Here is an 18,017-nt window from a genome sequence, read left to right as displayed (position 1 = left end):
CCCCTCACCTCCCGCCCGTCGGAGTCCTTCCCATGCTGATCCACCTGTCGTCCTGGCCCGAGATCGACGAGCGCCTGAAGTCCGGCGCCCTTCTGTCCAAGACGGTGATCGTGCCGATCGGCTCGAACGAACAGCACGGGCCGACGGGCCTGCTGGGCACCGACTGGCTGTGCCCCGAGATCATCGCCCACGCGGCGGAGAAGGGCGACGACAGCCTGGTGGTCACGCCGACCTTCAACATCGGCATGGCCCAGCACCACCTGGCGTTTCCCGGCACCATCACCCTGCGCCCGTCGACCTTCATGGCGGCGATCGCCGACTGGGTGTCGTCGCTGACGCGCCACGGCTTCGAGCGCATCTATTTCCTGAACGGCCACGGCGGCAACGTCGCCACCATCGAGGCCGCCTTCGCCGAGATCTACGCCGACTGGTCCTTCACGCCCGAACCCTGGGCCGAGCGACCGCCCTTCGTGCTGAAGCTGCGCAACTGGTGGGATCTGCCGGGCGTGCAGAAGCTGTGCGAGGACATCTTCCCCACCGGCCACGGCAGCCACGCCACCCCGTCCGAGATCGCCGTGACCCAGGCGGGCTATCCCGACCGGATCAAGACCGCCGCCTATGAGCCGAAGATCGCCCCCTTCGGCCCGATCCGCGACGCCAACGACTATCGCGCCCGCTTCCCCGACGGCCGCATCGGCTCGGACCCGGCGCAGGCGACCCCGGAAAAGGGCCAGCGCATCATCGACGCCGCCGTTCCGGCCCTGATCCGCGACCTGACCGACTTCGCGCAAGAAGTCTTGCCGGTCGCCTGAAACCAGCCCAGGGTCGCTGCATGAGCCCCATGCAGAAGACGGCCCGCAACGCCCTGCGAAACGCCCAGGCCGGTCAGGAACTGGCCCAGGCCTCGGCCGCCGTCATCACGCGGCGGTTCGAGATCATGGGCGAGGCCCTGGCCGACCCCCTGCGCGCCGACCACGCCGAGCTGAGCCGCATGGGCGTGGAAAAGGTCGAGGCCATGACGGCCTCGGCCGGGGCCGCCTATACCGGCGCGCTGGACCTGGCCGAGCGCGCCGGACGCCTGGCCGCGCGCGAGGGGGCCGAGGCCGCCGACTGCCTGGCCAAACTGGCCCGCGCCGACACGCCCCTGGCCTTCGCCGCCGCCCAGACCGACTGGGCCATGGGCGCCTGGAGCCGGGCGATGAGCGACGGCTGGTCCTTCTACGGCGCGGCGCTGAAAGCGCAGGGGCGCGCCCTGGCCCCCGTCCACGCCACGGCCACAGCCAATGCGCGACGCCTGAAGCGCTAACCTCGCGCGGGCGTGATGGAACGCCCGGCGCTGTCGCCGGATTGCCTTTGCATCCATGCGGAGGAAATCACCATGGCTGAGAAAGACCCCAAAGACCCCCACCCCGGCATGATGGGCGACGGCACCGAGGAGCAGAACCTCAACCAGCCGGGCGACCCCTCCAAGCGGATCACCGAGCAAGAGGTCGACGAAGCCTTCACCAAGGATCCCAAACTGGTGCCGAAGGAATAGGGCTCTAGCGTCCCTTCTGCCCTCACGCCGTGCGTATGACCCCGTCCCGCGCCTCGACCGGCCAGGGCGTCAGTTTGCCGCCCGCGCAGGGTCCGGCGACGCAGGCCCCCGACAGGGGTTCGAACGCCGCCCCGTGCCAGCCGCACAGGATCAGCGAACCGTCCGGCGTCAGATAGCGGTCCAGCTCCACCGCGATGGGAAAGCCCGCGTGGGGGCAGCGATCCACCCAGCCCGCGACCTGACCGTCCTTCTTCACCACGAAGCCGTGGAAGAAGGCTTCGCCGATCTGCAGCACGAAGCCGCGCGATCCGGGATCGGCGATGTCCGCCTCCAGACACAGGGCCACGTTCGGCGGCGTCTTCCAGACCCGCTTGCGCTCCTGGGTTTCGGCCGCCGGACCCTCTTCGGTCACTATTCGCGCTCGGGCTTCAGCGGACGGCTCATCAGGCTCTCGATCGCCTGATCCACCGTCAGTTCGCCCGCCAGCACCGCCGCCGTCGCCTCGCAGATCGGCGTGTCGACGCCCAGCTTGCGCGTCAGCTCGCGCACGGCCGGCGCGCTCTCATAGCCCTCGGCCACCGAGCGCTTGCCTTCCAGCGCCTGCTCGACGCTGAGGCCCTGCCCCAGGGCCAGGCCCAAGCTCATGTTGCGCGATTGCGGGCTGGAGCAGGTCAGCACCAGGTCGCCCAGGCCGCACAGGCCCGCCACCGTCTCGGCCTTGCCGCCTAGCGCCGTGGCGACGCGGACGATCTCGGCGAAACCGCGGGTGATGACGGCGGCGTGGGCGCTGCGGCCCAGTTCGCGGCCCTCGACAATGCCGCAGGCGATGGCCAGCACGTTCTTCAGCGCCCCGCCCGTCTCGGCCCCGATCAGGTCGTCGGCGTAATAGGGGCGGAAGACCGGCCCCGACAGGGCGCCCGCCAGCGCCTCGGCCATCGCCGCATCGGCGCAGGCCAGGGTCACGGCGCTGGGCAGGCCCCGCGCCACCTCGGCGGCGAAGCTCGGCCCCGACAGCACGGCGGCCGTCGCCGAGGGAATCGTCTCGGCCAGCACGTCGGTCATCAGCTTCAGGGAGCCGCGCTCAATGCCCTTGGAGCACAGGATGATCGGCAGGCCCGGACGGGCGTAGGGCGCAAAGGCCGTCAGCGTCGCCCGCATGTGCTGGGCGGGCGGTACGGCCAGGATCAGGTCGCAGTCGGCCAGGTCAGCCAGGTCCGAGGTGACGTTGATGGCCGAATCCAGCTCGACCCCCGGCAGGAAGGCTTCGTTGACCCGCCGCGTGCGGATGCTCTCGATCACCTCGGGCTCGCGCGCCTGCAGAATGACGGCCAGACCCGCCGCCGCCGCGCTCTGCGCCAGAGCCGTGCCCCAGGCGCCGCCGCCAATTACGCCTGCCGTATGGAATTCCATGTCTTCTCCGGTCCCCCGACCCCCGCCGAGAGCCAAGCCGCTTTAAGCCTTGGCGCCCTTGCGGCCCGTTTTCTTGTGCACAGGATCAACGCTCGCGCGCGTCTCGTCCAGAGGCCATCGCGGCCGGGCGGCGACATCGATGTCCGACGTCAGCCCTTTTTCCAGCCGCTCCGCCCCCGCCAGGGCGATCATCGCCGCATTGTCGGTGCAATAGGCCATCGGCGGCGCCAGGAAGGCGAAGCCGTGCTTCATCGCCAGATCCTCCAGCGTCCGCCGGATCGTCTTGTTCGCCGCCACGCCCCCGGCCACCACGAACAGGCGGTGTTCATGCGCCTCGGCGTAATCCTTCATCGCCCGCTCGGAGCGTTCGGCCAGTTGGCGCGCGATCGCCTTCTGCACCGCATCGGCCAGATCAGCCCGGTCCTGTTCCGTCTCGCAGGTCTGGGCCAGACGCGACGCCGCCGTCTTCAGCCCCGAGAAGGAGAAGTCGCAATCCTTGCGCCCCAGCAGCGCCCTCGGCAGATCAAAGCGCGACCCGTCGCCTGACGCCGCCAGCTTCTCCAGCGCCGGCCCGCCCGGATAGCCCAGCCCCATGGCCTTGGCGATCTTGTCGAAGGCCTCTCCCGCCGCGTCGTCGATGGTCGTGCCCAGCCGGCTCATGTCGCCGATGCCGCGCACTTCCAAGAGCTGGCAATGCCCGCCCGACACCAGCAGCAGCAGGAAGGGATAGGTCGTCTCCGCCCCCAGCCGCGCCGACACCGCATGGCCTTCCAGATGGTTGACCGCGATCAGCGGCAAGCCCCGCGCCAGCGCCGCCGCCTTGCCGTAGGACAGGCCCACCATGACCCCGCCGACCAGGCCCGGCCCCGCCGTCGCCGCCACGCCGTCCAGCGCGCTCCAGTCCAGCCCGGCCTCGTTCATGGCCCGGCGCGTCACGCCGTCGATCATCTCCACATGGCTGCGGGCGGCGATTTCCGGCACCACCCCGCCATAGGCCGCATGGTCGTCGATCTGGCTGTGAATGACGCTGGACAGCACTTCGGCGCCCGCCGCCGACAGACGCACCACCGAAGCGGCGGTCTCGTCGCAGCTGGTCTCCAGGCCCAGCACGGTCAAACCGTCCGACCCGCGTTCGGTTGCCCCGTCCGCCGCCCTGCTATAGTCCGCGTCCATCTTCATTGGGCGGAGTTAGCGACCCGCCCCCCCTTTCGCAACGGCGTCTCGACGTGACTCAACCTCTCCTGCGCATCGGCACCCGACGTTCGCGCCTGGCCCTGGCCCAGTCCGGCATGATGCAGCGCGCCATCGGCCGCGCCCTAGGCGTGCCCGATGCCGAGGTCGAAACCCTGGTCCCCCTGGTCGAGATCGTCACCACCGGCGACCGCATCCAGGACCGCCGCCTGCTGGAAATCGGCGGTAAGGCCCTCTTCACCAAGGAGATCGAGGAAGCCCTGCTCGACGGCCGCGTCGACGTCGCCGTCCACTCGATGAAGGACGTCCCCGCCGAACAGCCGCCCGGCCTGGCCATCGCCGCCGTGCCCGAGCGCGAAGATCCCCGCGACGCCTTCATCAGCGACCATTACGCCACCTTCGCCGCCCTGCCGCAGGGCGCCCGCTTCGGCACCGCCTCCCTGCGTCGTCAAGCGCAGGCGCTGGCCCTGCGTCCCGACCTGAACATCGAGATGCTGCGCGGCAACGTCGACACCCGGCTGAAGCGTCTGCGCGACGGCGACTTCGACGCTATCCTGCTGGCCTGTTCGGGCCTCAACCGCCTCGGCCTGGGCGAAGTCATCCGCCAGCGCCTGCCGCTGGACGCCTTCTTGCCCGCGCCGGGTCAGGGCGCCCTGGCCCTGCAGACGCGTGAGGGCGACGTCGACGCCGCCTGGACCCGCGCCCTCAACCACGCCCCCACCGCCCTCGCCGTCGCCGCCGAGCGGGGGGCCATGGCCGCGCTGGAAGGCTCCTGCCGCACCGCCATCGGCGCCTACGCCCACATCACGGACGGCCGCCTGCATCTCAGCACCGAAATGCTCAGCCCCGACGGCTCGGGCCGCTGGACCCGCTCCGGCGACATCGCCGCAAACGTTGACCACGCCGCCGCCCGCGCCCTCGGTCTCGACCTCGGCGGTCAGGTCCAGGCCGTCGCCGGCGACCAGAAGATCGCGCTCTAGGGCCATGGCGCCGATCCGCCGCGTCTGGGTCACGCGCGCCGAGCCGGGCGCCGCCCGCACGGCGGACCGGCTGACGGCGCTGGGCTTCACCCCGATCATCGCGCCCCTGCTGACGCTTGCGCCCCTGCCCGAGGCCCTCCACGCCGCGCCTGATCCGGCCGCCGTCGCCGCCCTCGCCCTGACCAGCCCCAACGGCGTCGAGGCCTTCGCCCCCCTGATCCCGCGTTTCCGTCATCACCCCGCCTTCGCCGTCGGCGACGCCACGGCTGAGGCCGCCCGCGCCGCCGGCTTCGCCCACGTCCGCTCCGCCGCCGGCGACATCCACGCCCTGGCCCGCCTGATCGCCGCCGAAGCCCCGGCCGGCCCCCTGCTCGCCCCCGGCGCGCGCGAACCGGCGGGCGACCTGCCCGCCCTGCTGCCGGACCGCCCGGTCCAGCGCCTGCCCGTCTACGCCGCCTTCGAGACCCACGCGCCCGCGCCCGAACCCTTCGACGCGGTCATGCTCCATTCCCCCCGCGCCGCCCGCGCGCTTGCTACAATCCTGGCGGCCGATCTGCCCCGCCCCGCCGCATCCGGCCGCATCGCCATCTGCATCTCCGAAGCCGCCGCCTCGCCCCTGCGCCCCTTCGATTTCGCCGAAATCCGCATCGCCGCCGCCCCTGATGAACCGGCGATGCTATCGGCTCTTGGCAAGCCCACCGCTCCCGTATAAAGAGCCCTCCTCGCTCGCTCGCGCCTCCATGCGCGAACGACGCTGGGGCCGCTTTAGCTCAGCTGGTAGAGCACCTCATTCGTAATGAGGGGGTCAGGTGTTCGAGTCACCTAAGCGGCACCACCTTTTCTCTTCGCCCGTCAGAATCGCACCCACGCCTTGGGCGGCGCATCCGCGCGCTCGAACGTCAGGCGGCCAGGGCGCGGAGGGGCCGGACCGGAGCGAGATCGGACGGGGCGAAGCTGCGGACCTCGTGGTTGCCGCGATAGAGGTCGATGCGCTCTAGGCGCGGCCAGTCGCGCGCGACCGCCGTCAGGCCGCGCACGGCCTCGACCTCGGTGGCGCCCGGCAGGACGCACAGCTCGGGCGTGATCGCCTCGGGCGTGTGGATCAGACAATAGAAGACGTCCATGGGCGCGCTCCCGACCTCGGTCGCCGCCCCTTTGCCCAAGGTTGATGACAGGGAAGCGGTTGGAATTGCGACGCTTTGGAGAAGTCGAAAGAAGAGCCCAGACGGCCTAGCTGGCGAAGAACTGCTGGGTGCCGTGGGCCTCGATGGCGGCGGCCAGACGGCCCAGCGCGTGGATATAGGCCGCCGTGCGCAGGGTGACGCCCTTGTCCTCGGCGATGGACCAGACGGCGTCGCCCTCGGTCTCGATGATGGTCTTGAGGCGCGACTGCACCTCGTCCAGCGTCCAGTAATAGCCCTGACGGTTCTGGACCCATTCGAAATAGGACACCGTCACCCCGCCCGCATTGGCCAGGATGTCAGGCAGGACCACCACGCCCTTGTCGGCCAGGATGCGGTCACCCTCAGGCGTGATCGGGCCGTTGGCCAGCTCCAGCACGACCTTCGCCCGCACCGAGGCGGCGTTGCCGTCGTGGATCATGTCCTCCATGGCCGAGGGGGCCAGGACGTCGCAGTCGACGCCGATCAACTCGTCCGCCGCAATGACCTCGCCGCCGTGTTCGGCCTGAACCACCGACCGGCGCGCCGCCTTGGCCGCCAGCAGGGAGTCCAGGTCCAGCCCGGCGGCGGCGTGGACCGCGCCGCCCGAGTCCGACACGGCGACGATCTTCGCCCCGATGCTCCGGAACAGACGCGCCGCATGCTGGCCCGCATTGCCGAAGCCCTGAACCGCCACGCGCAGTCCCTCCGTCGGCAGGCCCAGCCGTTCGGTCAGGTGACAGGTCAGGTAGAAGCCGCCGCGCGCCGTGGCGTCCTCGCGCCCGACCGAGCCGCCCAGCGCAATCGGCTTGCCGGTGATGACGGCGGGCGCGGCCTGCCCCTGGATGGAGGCGTACTCATCGGCCATCCAACCCATGATCATGGCGTTGGTATAGACGTCCGGCGCCGGGATGTCGCGGTCCGGGCCGATGATGCCCGCGAAGGCCTGGACATAGGCGCGCGACAGCCGCTCCAGTTCGGCCTTGGACAGGGCCTTGGGGTCGACCTGCACCGCCCCCTTGCCGCCGCCGTAGGGCAGGTTGGCCACGGCGCACTTCACCGTCATCCAGAAGGCCAGGGTCTCGACCTCCTCGGCGGTGGAGTCGGGGTGGAAGCGGATGCCACCCTTGGTCGGGCCGCGCGTGTCGTCGTAGCGGCAGCGCCAGGCCAGGAAGGATTTGCGCGACCCGTCGTCCATGCGGATCAGCAGGCGAACCTTCATCGTCTCGCGCGGATACTTCAGCTTCTCCAGCACGTCGCTGTCGATCTGCACATGCCGGGCGGCTTCGTCGAGACGGGTCAGGGCCGCGTCAAGGATGTTCGGGCTGGGCATTAATTTTCCAAATGGCTAGACTAAAGACAGCGCCAAAGAACGAAATTTATGCAAGTTCGTAGCGGAGGGGGATTTTGCTGCCACATCGAATGCTGCAACGCAAGAATTCAGAACGCGCCTGCAAAACACGATGAGCAGCAGCGCGCCGCGCATGATCAGAATCCCGACCGCAGAAGCCGCCTTGCACGTATAAGCATATCTTTATATGTCTGGCGGCTTCATCGTCTCGCAGGAGCCTGCCTTGGCCCGTTCGTCGTTCCTCTTCACCTCCGAGAGCGTCTCGGAAGGCCATCCCGACAAGGTTGCGGATCAGATTTCCGACGCCGTCGTCGACCTGTTCCTGTCCAAGGATCCCGAAGCGCGGGTGGCCTGTGAAACCCTGACGACGACCAATCTGGTGGTGCTGGCCGGCGAGATCCGCGGCAAGGGCATCATGGACACGGAAGGCAACTGGGCTCCCGGCGTCGAACAGGAAATCGAGGATACGGTGCGCGGCGTGGTGCGCGACATCGGCTATGAGCAGGACGGCTTCCACTGGGAGACCTTCCGCTTCGAGAACAACCTGCACCCGCAATCGGCCCACATCGCCCAGGGCGTCGACGCCGGCGAGGACAAGGACGAGGGCGCAGGCGACCAGGGCATCATGTTCGGCTACGCCTCGAACGAGACGCCCGAGCTGATGCCGGCCACCCTGGCCTACAGCCACAACATTCTGAAAGCCCTGGCCGAGGCCCGCCATTCGGGCAGGGAGCCGGGCCTTGAGCCTGACGCCAAGAGCCAGGTGACGCTGCACTACGAAGACGGCCTCCCGGTGCGCGCGACCTCCATCGTCGTCTCGACCCAGCACAAGGCCAATCTGAGCCAGGATCAGGTGGCGGCCATCGTGAAGCCCTATGTCGAGAAGGTGCTGCCGCAGGGCTTCATCACCGCCGACACCGACTGGCACATCAACCCGACCGGCACCTTCGTCATCGGCGGCCCGGACGGCGACGCCGGCCTGACCGGGCGCAAGATCATCGTCGACACCTACGGCGGCGCGGCCCCGCACGGCGGCGGCGCCTTCTCGGGCAAGGATCCGACCAAGGTCGACCGCTCGGCCGCCTACGCCTGCCGCTACCTGGCCAAGAATGTCGTCGCCGCGGGCCTGGCCGACCGCTGCACCATCCAGATCAGCTACGCCATCGGCGTGTCCAAGCCCCTGTCGGTCCACGTCGACCTGCACGGCACGGGCAAGATCGACGAGGCGGTGCTGGAACGCGAACTGCCCAAGCTGATCGGCGGCGCCTCGCCGCGCGCCATCCGCGAGCACCTGGGGCTGAACAAGCCCATCTATCGCCGCAGCGCCGCCTACGGCCATTTCGGCCGCGCGCCGGACGCCGACGGCGGCTTCTCCTGGGAAAAGACCGACCTGGTCGACGCCCTCAAGGCCCTGGCCGCCTGAGACCTCTAAGCGGCTGAAAATCCAGCCTGAAACGGGGGCGTCGCGGATCAGTTCGCGGCGCCCTCGACGCATTGGCCGACCCGCGCCCCAATCCCGCGCTTGCATCGCGGCGCGTCTGGTCCTTTAAGCGCGCCGAACGCCTCCCCCAAGCGTCCCCTGACCCTTGCGTCTCCTGAAAGGATTCCCCGACCGATGAGCAAGCCCGCCCCCAAGAAAGTCGTCCTCGCCTATTCGGGCGGGCTGGACACGTCGATCATCCTGAAGTGGCTGCAGGAGGAGTACGGCGCCGAGGTCGTGACCTTCACCGCCGACCTGGGCCAGGGCGAAGAGCTCGCCCCCGCCAAGGAGAAGGCGCTGAAGCTGGGCATCAAGCCCGAGAACATCTTCATCGACGATCTGCGCGAGGAGTTCGTGCGCGACTTCGTCTTCCCGATGTTCCGCGCCAACACCGTCTATGAGGGCCAGTATCTGCTGGGCACCTCGATCGCCCGCCCGCTGATCTCCAAGCGCCAGATCGAGATCGCGCGTCAGGTCGGCGCCGACGCCGTCTGTCACGGAGCCACCGGCAAGGGTAACGACCAGGTCCGCTTCGAGCTGGGCTACTACGCCCTGGAACCCGATATCCGCGTGATCGCCCCCTGGCGCGAGTGGGACTTCAAGTCCCGCGAGGCCCTGCTGGACTTCGCCGAGAAGCACCAGATCCCGATCTCCAAGGACAAGCGCGGCGAGGCCCCCTTCTCGGTCGACGCCAACCTTCTGCACTCCTCGTCCGAGGGCAAGGTGCTGGAAGACCCGGCTGTCGAGGCGCCCGAATTCGTGCACCAGCGCACCATCTCGCCCGAAGCCGCCCCGGACACGCCGACCGTCATCACCATCGCCTATGAAAAGGGCGATCCGGTCGCCATCGACGGCGAGACCCTGTCGCCCGCCGCCCTGCTGACCAAGTTGAACCAGCTGGGCCACGACAACGGGATCGGCCGTCTGGACCTGGTCGAGAACCGCTTCATCGGCATGAAGTCGCGCGGCGTCTATGAGACCCCCGGCGGGACCATCCTGCTGGCCGCCCACCGCGGCATGGAGTCGATCACGCTCGATCGCGGCGCCATGCACCTGAAGGATGAGCTGATGCCGAAATACGCCTCGCTCATCTACAACGGCTTCTGGTTCAGCCCCGAGCGCGAGATGCTGCAGGCCGCCATCGACAAGAGCCAAGAGAAGGTTTCGGGCGTGGTCCGCGTGAAGCTCTACAAGGGCAACGTCACCATCATCGGCCGCGAAAGCCCCAACAGCCTGTACGACCAGGATCTGGTGACCTTCGAGGAAGGCGTCCAGGCCTATGACCACAAGGACGCCGAGGGCTTCATCAAGCTGAACGCCCTGCGCCTGCGCGTCCTGGCCAAGCGGGACGGCCGCGAGGGCTAAGCCGCCTCTGACACAAGCCTACCGGGGCCGGGCGATTCTCAGAATCGCCCGGCTTCTGTCATCCGTGACCCAGATGGAGCCGTCCGGCGCCGTCGCCATGGTCACCGGCGAGCCGCGCGGATGGCGCCCGGCGACCTTATCCCAGCCCGGCGTCAGCACCTTGCCGTTCACGCTGGGCGCCCCGGCGGGGTAGGACAGCGCCCCGCGCGGATAGACGGCGTAACGCCCGCCGATGTCGGTCAGGGGCCGCCCCTGCCCGTCCGTCTCGACCGCCACGATGCGTCCGGCCGCACGGCGGAAGCCGTGCCAGGTCATCAGCAGCCGCCCCTGCAGCTCAGGGAACATCGCCCCGTCGTAATAGATCAGGTCCAGCGGCGCGGCGTGCGGCGGCAGCAGGGCGATCGGCCGTTCGCGCTCATTGCAGCGCGCCTGACGCACAGGCCAGCCCGGCAGGGGCGTGGCCAGATCGACGCAATAGGGCCAACCGTAATGACGCCCCTGGGTCAGGACGTTCACCTCGTCATAGGGGTGGTTCGGCGTGTCCAGGTCGACCGAGTTCTCGGCCTGAAGCACCGTCCCCGACGCATGGCGCACCAGGGCGATGGAGTTCCTCAGCCCGCTGGCGAAGACGGTGCTTTCTTCCGCCCAGCGGCCGTTCCCCAGATAGGCATGGCGCCGCACCTGCGCCGTCGCCGCATCCTCGACGCAGGCGCCGCGCGCATCCGCCTTCGGCTTGCCCATCGCGTCGAGGCAGCGGTCGCTGGGCGCCCCCACATTGACCAGCAGGTCGCCGTTCCCGTCGAAGACGAAACTGGACAGCGGGTGGCGGTTGTCGTGCAGCCGGTTGTCCGGCAGGTCGCCGATGACGGTGCGGACGCTGCCCTGCGCATCGGCCGCATCGGGGTCCAGCGTCAGGATGCGGTTCATCTCGGACACATAGATGCGCCCGTCCGGTCCGCGCTTGACCGTGTGCGGCATAGACAGGCCGCTCGCCAGCCGTCGCCAGCGCGCCGCGCCGTCGGCCGCAAAGGACAGCCGCCACACCGCCCCCTTGCCCGCCTCCCAGGCGCCCAGATCCGTGACCAGCCAGTCGCCGCCCTCCAGCGGCATCAGGCCGCGCGGCATCCGCGGCCCCTCCTGGCCCGCCCCCTGCCACACCAGCCCGAGGCAAGAGCCCGACGCCATCCGCACCCCGGTCGCCGGGCGTCCGTCGCAGTCGCCCTGGACCGCATAGGTCCGCGCCCCCGCCTGAGCGCGGGCGTCGCCCGGCGCCAGGCAAGCCGTCAACGCCAGGGCTGAGGCGAGGACGACGGAGAAGACGGAGGCGGCGCGCAGGGTCGGTTTCATTCCTCCATGCTGACGCTTGCGCTCGCCCGGTGGCAAGGCCAACCTGCAACCATCTCCGGTCGATCGTCCGGCGTATCCTTCTTGACGGCTTCGGCCGTCGCCAGCCGGAGTTCTCCGTTGAACCTTCTTCCCCTCGCCGCCGCCGCGGCGCTCACCCTGTTCGCCGCCCCCGCCTTCGCCGCCGTTCAGGATCCGCCGCCGCCCGCACCGGCGATCACCGCCCAGCCCGCCCCCTCGCCCGAGGAAGCCGCCTTCGCGGCCAAAGGTGAAGCCTTCAACGTCGAAGCCGAACGCATGGGCGCAGAACTCGAGACGATCATGGGCGACGCCAGCCTGGACGGCGCGACCAAGAAGGCCCGCACCGACGCGGTCCTGACTCAATACGAGCCCAAGTTCGTCGCCTTCGCCGACGAGTACGGCGCCTTCCTGCGCCAGATAGCCGAAAAGCCCGAGAACGCTGAGAAGAAGACGGAAATTCTGGCCGCCGCTGACGCCGCCTCGGCTCAACTGCGGGGCCTGCCCGCTCAGATCCGCACGGCGATCGACGCCGCCCTGGCCGCCCCGCCGGCTCCGCCCGCCGTCGACTAAGGCGCCTGATCGCGAGATCGCGCCTTACCGCGATTTCACTTGAGCCGATCCCTCCTTCGGCGGACCCTGCGCGGCGTCCGCCGAAGGAGCTTCGTCATGACCCGCGCCCTCCCCCTCGCCTCGCTCTCCCTGGCCGCCGCCCTGGCCCTGCTGCCGATCTCGACCGCCGTGGCCGAAGAGCGGAAGACCCCCGCCGAGACCCGCCTTGAATCCGCCGCCGCCGTCTTCGAGCAGAAGATGCAGGAGTTCGGCGCTCGCGCCGAGCGCATCCAGGCCGACCCCGACCTGACCGAAACCCAGAAGGGCCTGCGCGTCGCCGCCCTGTGGTCCGACTATCAGCCCCACGTCGTCGACTTCACCGCCGAGGCCACGCGCCAGGCCGGTCAGATCGCCGAAGCGGCCCTGGCCGAGATCGACGTCGAGGCCATCGTCCGCGAAGCCATGGCCGAGGCCGAGCCCGCGATTCACGGCCTGACGACCAACGGGGCCTGGGCGCAGATCGACCCCGAACAGATGGTCACCTACGGCCTGGTGGCTCAGTACGGCTTCGACCTGGCCCTGGACGCGCTGGAAGAGACCGCCCTGGCGGCGCCGCTGGACTCCGACGGCGCGGTCCCCTGCCCCGCCTGAGTTGAACGGCTTGGGTTGAACGGCCTGGGTTCAGACCCGGCTTGACCTGAGCTCGCATGCGCCCGAAAGGGCCTTATGGCCACGCTACCTGTCGACCCGCATCTGTATCTGGCGTTTCTCGGCGTCATGGCCGTGATGGCGGTGACGCCCGGCCCCGCCAACATCTTCGCCGTCGCCACGGGGATGGAGAAGGGCAAGGCCGCCGCCCTGACCGCCGTCCTGGGTATGAATACCGCCACCCTGGTGTGGTTCGGGGCCGCCGCCCTGGGCCTGGGCGCCCTCGTGATCGCCTTCCCCCAGGTCTTCCGCGTCATCGCCGTCCTGGGCGCCCTTTATGTCGCCTGGCTGGGGATCAAGGCCCTGAGAGGGGCCTTCGCCACGGCCGCCGAGCCTTCGCACATCGAGGTCAAGCGCGGGCGCAGCGCCCTGGTCGACGGCTTCATGGTCCAGATCGCCAACCCCAAGGCCATCCTGTTCTTCACCGCCGTCCTGCCGCCCTTTCTCGACATCAACCGTCCGCTGGCGCCCCAACTGGCCCTGTTCGCCGTGACCACCGTCGGCATGGACGGCCTGTCGATGTGCGCCTACGGCCTGGGCGGGGCGGCCCTGGCGCGACAGATGACCGCGCCGCGTTTCCGCAAGGGTTTCGGCATTGTGGTCGGATGCCTTCTGCTCCTCGCCGCCGTCCTCATCGTCTCGCGTCTGTGATCCGTCCGGAACGGGCGATCGGGAACTTGACCATTCACCCCTCGTTCAGACCGACGGGCGTTCAATGAACGCTCAAGGAGAAACTTCCATGATCAAGCTTCGCAAAACCCCGGTGCTGATCGCCCTGGCGGGCGCGCTCGCCCTGGGCGCCTGTGCGACGGCCACCCCCTATCAGCCGGTCGGCTCGAAGGGTCAGGGCGGCTATGCCGAGCAGCGCCTGGAGTCCAACCGCTACGCCGTCAGCTTCTCGGGCAACTCGGTCACCTCGCGCGACCAGGTCGAGATGTCCCTGCTGCTGCGCTCGGCCGAACTGACGGTCGAGAACGGCTACGACTGGTTCGCCACCGTGACCCGCGCCACGGACCGCGACACCCGGTTCTACACGACGCCGGATCCCTTCTACTACGACCGCTACGGCCCCTATTGGGGTCCGTCCTGGCGCTTCTACCAGCGCGGCTACTGGAGCACCTGGGATCCCTACTGGGGCCGGGACCGCGACATCCGCCAGGTCGACCGCTATGAGGCCACGGCCGAGATCGTCATGGGCCGCGGTCCCAAGCCGGCCGGCGACGTCAACGCCTTCGACGCCCGCGAGGTCATCAACAACCTCGGCCCGCGCGTGATGCGTCCCACGTATTAAGCAGGCCGCTAACGCTCGCCGCGCGGCGGCTCGCTGCTTGAGCGGCCCTTGCTGCCAGCTGCGTCGCTCAAGCAGCGAGAGGCGCCAGACATGACAACGCCCGCTTCCGGCGACGGAGGCGGGCGTTGCTGCATCAGGCGCTGGGCCTCAGCCGATGCGCGGGTTCTTCAGGCGGCGCTTGTTCGCGTGGGTCGCCGGGGCCGTGCCCAGGGCCTCGGGCACCTCGCCCTTGAAGTAGAAGCGCTGCCACGCCTCCTTGGCCGCGTCGGGGTCGCCCGAGGCGAGGCGGGTGTTGAAATCGGTGCGCGATCGGTTCCAGGCCTCGAACTGCCCCTTCATGCCAGGATTGGACTCCAGCGAGCGGATCACCGGCTCGAACTGCTCCACCTTGCGATGCTCGACGGGCAGGATGAAGCAGAAGGGCTCGCCCTTCTCGAACTTGATCCGCCCCGGCCGCGTGAAGATCCAGTTCATGGTGAAGGGGAAGGGCAGCCAGTCCGTCTCGATCAGGCCGCTCAGCGGCTGGATGCCGTCCTTGACGTGGTTGGGCGAGCCCTGGGCGATCAGCCCCCAGCCCGGCGGCGTGCGGAACAGATACTGCGGGTGCATGGTCAGCACCCCGCGCGAGAAGTGCGAAGTGACGAAGTGGTCAAGATCGGGCTGCGGCCGGTCCGGCGTGATCTTGATGTCGGTCTGCGACGGCCCGCCGTTCCACTCGGCCGTGAAGCCGAAGGGGCACAGGATCTCCCACCCCGTGGTGTTGGCCATAGTCAGCGGCAGACAGCGATAGGGGTGACGGCTGGCGAAGGCGTCCATCCAGTTGCGCGACTGGCGGCCCGGCACCAGGTCGCACGGACGCGCATTCATCGGATAGCATTCCAGTTCCAAGACGCGGCTCCCAAGCTTGACGAATAAGGCGGCGACCCCGAGGGTCGGCTTCCTCCCCTATCGCCCTCGCCGCCCGCCCGACAAGACCGAGATGACCGCCATCGCCGCCGATCCCGCCTCCGACGTCCTGCACGAGCCCGCGTACGACCGCGCCCGCCTGCTGGCCTGGATGGCCGAGCACGGGATCGAACAGACCACCCACGACCACCCCGCCGTCTTCCGCGTCGAGGAAGGGCTGGACCTCAAGGCCGCCCTGCCGGGCCTGCACACCAAGAACCTGTTCCTCAAGGACAAGAAGGGCCGCCTGTGGCTGATCTCGGCCGCCCAGGACACGGTCATCGACCTGAAGCGCGCCCATCGCGCCATGGGCTCGGACCGCCTGTCCTTCGGCAATGAGACCCTGCTGTGGGAGACGCTCGGCGTGCGCCCCGGCTCGGTCACGGCCCTGGGCCTGATCAACGATGCAGACCGCCGTGTGACCTTCGTGCTGGACCGCCGCCTGTGGGAGGCCGCTGTCGTCAACTTCCACCCCCTGGCCAATACGGCGACCACCGCCCTGAGCCAGAACAGCTTCCGCCGCGTCCTAGCACTGCTGGACCGCGAGCCGATCGTAGTGGACTTCGACGCGCTGGACTGAACGGCGACTTCTCAGGCTGTAGGCTATGTCTGGAAGCGACTCTTAGGAGACCTTAGGAGGCACCCAGTCCTGCGCTAGGGCATGCCATGGCTGGTCTGGAAAACGGGAAGCCATTTCTTGTTTAATCAGTCGCTGCCGCCATATCGGCCCCCCGACATGCCATGGCGCTTTTTCCTCGCCAAAATCCGCCGTCAGGCGAGGTGCCACATGGTGCTCGGCATCCCAACCAGCCATGATCTCCATGTCCTGAATAGCTGGGTCTTCTACCCTTGTGTCCCAAGTGCCTTTGGCCGTCCAAACAGTCACCGTGAGCGTGCCGACGGGCCATTGAACAGATGGGCGAGGTTCAGCAACAGCGGGCGCAATGGCGAAGCGGCCCAGCTTTTTCCATAGCCCGGAGCGCAATGCGGCTGTGATGCTCTGCACACCCACGGTTATTACCGTCATCGCCGGAGCAGCTAGCACCTCTGCGACTTCCGCAGTTTCCCGACTCCGAAAGCGAAAAAAGCCGATCCTCTTATCGGGCGTAACCTGGCCGTAGTAGGTCCAGCCCCCTTCCCCGGTGACCGCGTAGACTGTGCCGCTTGTCATGTCGGCGCGTGCTTTGGGAGCTTCCTCAAACATGCCACGACCGTCGCACTGCGACGGGTTCTAGGCAACGTCCGCAAGCCACCCTAAGCGAACTTCGCTTCATGACGCTTAGCGACGTTATGCTATCCACGTATCCACGCACCTTGTGCGATGCCACATGCCCCAGAAGCGGTAAAAAGTGCAGTCCTGGCCTGACCCGGCAAGCGCCGCCAGAACCATCCCAACTCCGACCTCAGCTTTAAAACCACCAAGGCTGTATCTCGGGGCTTCGACTGTGCTGCCCCCGCTCTCCGTCCCAGGAGCAAGTTGTTCGTATGCCACGGCATGTGGGAACCCCAAGCCCCGCCAGTCACAGGCACGATCTGAACCGATCACGCGATAAGGAGGAGGCGTGCTGCGCAACGCCTGCGCCATGAGCATGCAATCTGCCCCCAAGGGACCATCCATTCTCTGCCCCGGAACAGGGAGAGCTATTCCGACCATTGTCACGATTAATAGCAGCGAAGCGGTGACTGCCGAGGCCTTGCCTACAGTAGCGATGCGTCTTTCCATCCGGCTCCCCCAAAGCGACGACGAAACTAGCAGATTGATAACCGCTCCCCACCCTTAAGCGAACTTCGGTTCACGACCCATTGCGGACGTTGGAAACCTAGCTTTCAAGCTAAGGTGAAATGTTCGATATAATCGTGCTTGCATCTTCGCCCCGCCATTCTTGCTCTTAAGATGTCCATGCGACTCGCCCCAGATTACCTGCTTACCCCTTTGGGGATCGCTCTCTGCCTCAGCTTGGCTGGATGCGACTTCACCGTCCGTCCCTGGGAGAGCACTGCGCGGCCTGCGGAAGGTTTGAAGGTCAAATTTCCCGATGGCCTAAAAGTCTGTAAAACAATGAGTATGGGGTATGTGTTTAATGGTTTCTCGGCCAGCCTTTCGCCAAACCCAAAATCTTGCACCAGCGACGAAGTGGATTCTCCGTACGCAGGCAGCATGAGTATTTGGTATGATGTGAGCTCAATTCCTAATCAGTGGCCTTATTTATGTCGGCCTGATTTCTCTGCTCCAGATCTAGAAAATCGCCTTGTTTCGCTGAAGATAGGGAATCGACCAACATTCAGCTGCGTTACGCGAGCCCCGGATGGGATGATCAACTTCTGGGTCTTTACCGAAGCTGAGGAGCCAACCGGCCAAGTAGCTACTTATGTTGCTAGACTATCAACCGATGATAAAAATATTTTACGAAGTATAAATTATTTTACAGAGCTTCTCTCAAGTGTGGAGCTGAGCTTTCCTCCCGTAAATTCCGATGCTGCGACAAATTGGGACAAGATCGAGTTCTCTATGAGGGAGCGATATCCAGAATTAGTTTCGCCATCATAATAGTCGTTGTTTCCAATAGTTTTGCCTTTGGCGAGACCAATGCTTTGAGTCCGCTTTCCACCCTCTGCAGACCCCAACCGCTTCCGCCTGTGAGCCGCCCGCCCAGGAAAGTCCCGTTTCCCGGAATCGCCCTGTCT

The 18,017-nt window shown here is 67.7% G+C and carries 21 protein-coding genes and 1 tRNA gene; 14 read left to right on the top strand and 8 right to left on the bottom strand.

Annotation, left to right across the window (positions count from 1 at the left end; translation table 11 throughout):
* The first annotated feature begins 32 nt into the window (after positions 1 to 32).
* The 3 genes from B3D50_RS14140 (at position 33) to B3D50_RS14130 (ending at position 1,537) form a co-directional block, all read left to right on the top strand.
* Positions 33 to 812 (top strand): creatininase family protein, encoded by a 780-nt coding sequence (locus B3D50_RS14140; protein WP_087141914.1) that lies wholly within the window; start codon positions 33 to 35, stop codon positions 810 to 812.
* 20 nt (positions 813 to 832) lie between these two features.
* Entirely contained in the window at positions 833 to 1,306 is a 474-nt protein-coding gene (locus B3D50_RS14135; RefSeq protein WP_286952136.1) for a phasin family protein, read from the top strand.
* Positions 1,307 to 1,378: 72 nt separating this feature from the next.
* On the top strand, positions 1,379 to 1,537 hold the full coding sequence (locus B3D50_RS14130) for a hypothetical protein (RefSeq protein ID WP_286952134.1): 159 nt from the start codon (positions 1,379 to 1,381) through the stop codon (positions 1,535 to 1,537).
* A 22-nt stretch (positions 1,538 to 1,559) separates the two neighbouring features.
* On the opposite strand, the gene B3D50_RS14125 is transcribed toward B3D50_RS14130, so the two are convergent.
* Genes B3D50_RS14125 through tsaD form a run of 3 tightly spaced genes read right to left on the bottom strand, consistent with a single transcriptional unit; the run spans position 1,560 to position 4,120 of the window.
* Positions 1,560 to 1,949: a Rieske (2Fe-2S) protein gene (locus B3D50_RS14125; protein WP_286952132.1), complete on the bottom strand. Its 390-nt coding sequence runs from the start codon at positions 1,947 to 1,949 to the stop codon at positions 1,560 to 1,562.
* Entirely contained in the window at positions 1,949 to 2,947 is a 999-nt protein-coding gene (locus B3D50_RS14120; RefSeq protein ID WP_269296427.1) for an NAD(P)H-dependent glycerol-3-phosphate dehydrogenase, read from the bottom strand. Before B3D50_RS14120 ends, B3D50_RS14125 begins: the two co-directional genes overlap by 1 nt.
* A 42-nt stretch (positions 2,948 to 2,989) precedes the next feature.
* On the bottom strand, positions 2,990 to 4,120 hold the full coding sequence (gene tsaD / locus B3D50_RS14115; RefSeq protein WP_286952318.1) for a tRNA (adenosine(37)-N6)-threonylcarbamoyltransferase complex transferase subunit TsaD: 1,131 nt from the start codon (positions 4,118 to 4,120) through the stop codon (positions 2,990 to 2,992).
* A gap of 53 nt (positions 4,121 to 4,173) precedes the next feature.
* On the opposite strand from tsaD, the gene hemC reads away from it, so the two are divergent.
* The 3 genes from hemC to B3D50_RS14100 all read left to right on the top strand — a co-directional run bounded on the left by hemC (position 4,174) and on the right by B3D50_RS14100 (position 5,953).
* Positions 4,174 to 5,118, top strand: coding sequence for a hydroxymethylbilane synthase (gene hemC / locus B3D50_RS14110; protein ID WP_286952128.1), 945 nt, complete (start codon positions 4,174 to 4,176; stop codon positions 5,116 to 5,118).
* 4 nt (positions 5,119 to 5,122) lie between these two features.
* The gene (locus B3D50_RS14105; protein WP_286952126.1) at positions 5,123 to 5,830 is read left to right on the top strand and encodes a uroporphyrinogen-III synthase; all 708 of its coding nucleotides are present in this window, start codon (positions 5,123 to 5,125) and stop codon (positions 5,828 to 5,830) included.
* A 47-nt stretch (positions 5,831 to 5,877) separates the two neighbouring features.
* Positions 5,878 to 5,953, top strand: a tRNA-Thr gene (locus B3D50_RS14100).
* Between the two features lie 64 nt (positions 5,954 to 6,017).
* Here the strand turns inward: B3D50_RS14100 and B3D50_RS14095 are convergent.
* Positions 6,018 to 6,242 (bottom strand): oxidoreductase, encoded by a 225-nt coding sequence (locus B3D50_RS14095; RefSeq protein WP_286952124.1) that lies wholly within the window; start codon positions 6,240 to 6,242, stop codon positions 6,018 to 6,020.
* A gap of 106 nt (positions 6,243 to 6,348) precedes the next feature.
* Positions 6,349 to 7,611, bottom strand: coding sequence for a Glu/Leu/Phe/Val family dehydrogenase (locus B3D50_RS14090; protein WP_286952123.1), 1,263 nt, complete (start codon positions 7,609 to 7,611; stop codon positions 6,349 to 6,351).
* Between the two features lie 241 nt (positions 7,612 to 7,852).
* Here B3D50_RS14090 and metK point away from each other — a divergent pair, with 241 nt between their 5' ends.
* Both metK and B3D50_RS14080 read left to right on the top strand, forming a co-directional pair.
* Positions 7,853 to 9,052, top strand: a complete 1,200-nt coding sequence (gene metK, locus B3D50_RS14085) for a methionine adenosyltransferase (protein ID WP_286952122.1) — start codon at positions 7,853 to 7,855, stop codon at positions 9,050 to 9,052.
* A 192-nt stretch (positions 9,053 to 9,244) separates the two neighbouring features.
* Positions 9,245 to 10,474 carry an argininosuccinate synthase gene (locus B3D50_RS14080; protein ID WP_286952120.1) on the top strand — a complete coding sequence of 410 codons (1,230 nt, stop codon included), beginning with the start codon at positions 9,245 to 9,247 and terminating at the stop codon, positions 10,472 to 10,474.
* Positions 10,475 to 10,492: 18 nt separating this feature from the next.
* Here B3D50_RS14080 and B3D50_RS14075 read toward each other — a convergent pair whose 3' ends face one another.
* Complete coding sequence (locus tag B3D50_RS14075) at positions 10,493 to 11,821, bottom strand: PQQ-dependent sugar dehydrogenase (RefSeq protein ID WP_286952118.1); 1,329 nt, start codon at positions 11,819 to 11,821, stop codon at positions 10,493 to 10,495.
* Between the two features lie 117 nt (positions 11,822 to 11,938).
* Between B3D50_RS14075 and B3D50_RS14070 the strand changes: the two genes are divergently transcribed.
* The 4 genes from B3D50_RS14070 to B3D50_RS14055 all read left to right on the top strand — a co-directional run bounded on the left by B3D50_RS14070 (position 11,939) and on the right by B3D50_RS14055 (position 14,387).
* The gene (locus B3D50_RS14070) at positions 11,939 to 12,409 is read left to right on the top strand and encodes a translation initiation factor IF-2 (RefSeq protein WP_286952116.1); all 471 of its coding nucleotides are present in this window, start codon (positions 11,939 to 11,941) and stop codon (positions 12,407 to 12,409) included.
* A 96-nt stretch (positions 12,410 to 12,505) separates the two neighbouring features.
* A complete protein-coding gene (locus B3D50_RS14065) occupies positions 12,506 to 13,039 on the top strand; it encodes a hypothetical protein (protein WP_286952114.1) in 534 nt (177 codons plus the stop codon).
* A 75-nt stretch (positions 13,040 to 13,114) separates the two neighbouring features.
* The gene (locus B3D50_RS14060) at positions 13,115 to 13,747 is read left to right on the top strand and encodes a LysE family translocator (RefSeq protein ID WP_286952112.1); all 633 of its coding nucleotides are present in this window, start codon (positions 13,115 to 13,117) and stop codon (positions 13,745 to 13,747) included.
* Positions 13,748 to 13,835: 88 nt separating this feature from the next.
* Positions 13,836 to 14,387 carry a CC0125/CC1285 family lipoprotein gene (locus B3D50_RS14055; RefSeq protein WP_269296438.1) on the top strand — a complete coding sequence of 184 codons (552 nt, stop codon included), beginning with the start codon at positions 13,836 to 13,838 and terminating at the stop codon, positions 14,385 to 14,387.
* Positions 14,388 to 14,534: 147 nt separating this feature from the next.
* Here B3D50_RS14055 and B3D50_RS14050 read toward each other — a convergent pair whose 3' ends face one another.
* Positions 14,535 to 15,275: a DUF6065 family protein gene (locus B3D50_RS14050; RefSeq protein WP_286952109.1), complete on the bottom strand. Its 741-nt coding sequence runs from the start codon at positions 15,273 to 15,275 to the stop codon at positions 14,535 to 14,537.
* Between the two features lie 91 nt (positions 15,276 to 15,366).
* Between B3D50_RS14050 and B3D50_RS14045 the strand changes: the two genes are divergently transcribed.
* Complete coding sequence (locus tag B3D50_RS14045; protein WP_286952108.1) at positions 15,367 to 15,912, top strand: prolyl-tRNA synthetase associated domain-containing protein; 546 nt, start codon at positions 15,367 to 15,369, stop codon at positions 15,910 to 15,912.
* A gap of 42 nt (positions 15,913 to 15,954) precedes the next feature.
* Here B3D50_RS14045 and B3D50_RS14040 read toward each other — a convergent pair whose 3' ends face one another.
* A complete protein-coding gene (locus tag B3D50_RS14040) occupies positions 15,955 to 16,536 on the bottom strand; it encodes a hypothetical protein (RefSeq protein WP_286952106.1) in 582 nt (193 codons plus the stop codon).
* Positions 16,537 to 17,232: 696 nt separating this feature from the next.
* On the opposite strand from B3D50_RS14040, the gene B3D50_RS14035 reads away from it, so the two are divergent.
* A complete protein-coding gene (locus B3D50_RS14035; RefSeq protein WP_286952104.1) occupies positions 17,233 to 17,880 on the top strand; it encodes a hypothetical protein in 648 nt (215 codons plus the stop codon).
* Positions 17,881 to 18,017: the final 137 nt, after the last annotated feature.

It is taken from the genome of Brevundimonas sp. UBA7507 (assembly GCF_002478355.1).
In the GTDB taxonomy this organism is placed as follows: Bacteria; Pseudomonadota; Alphaproteobacteria; order Caulobacterales; family Caulobacteraceae; genus Brevundimonas; species Brevundimonas diminuta_D.
This window is presented reverse-complemented; position numbering and strand designations above follow the sequence as displayed.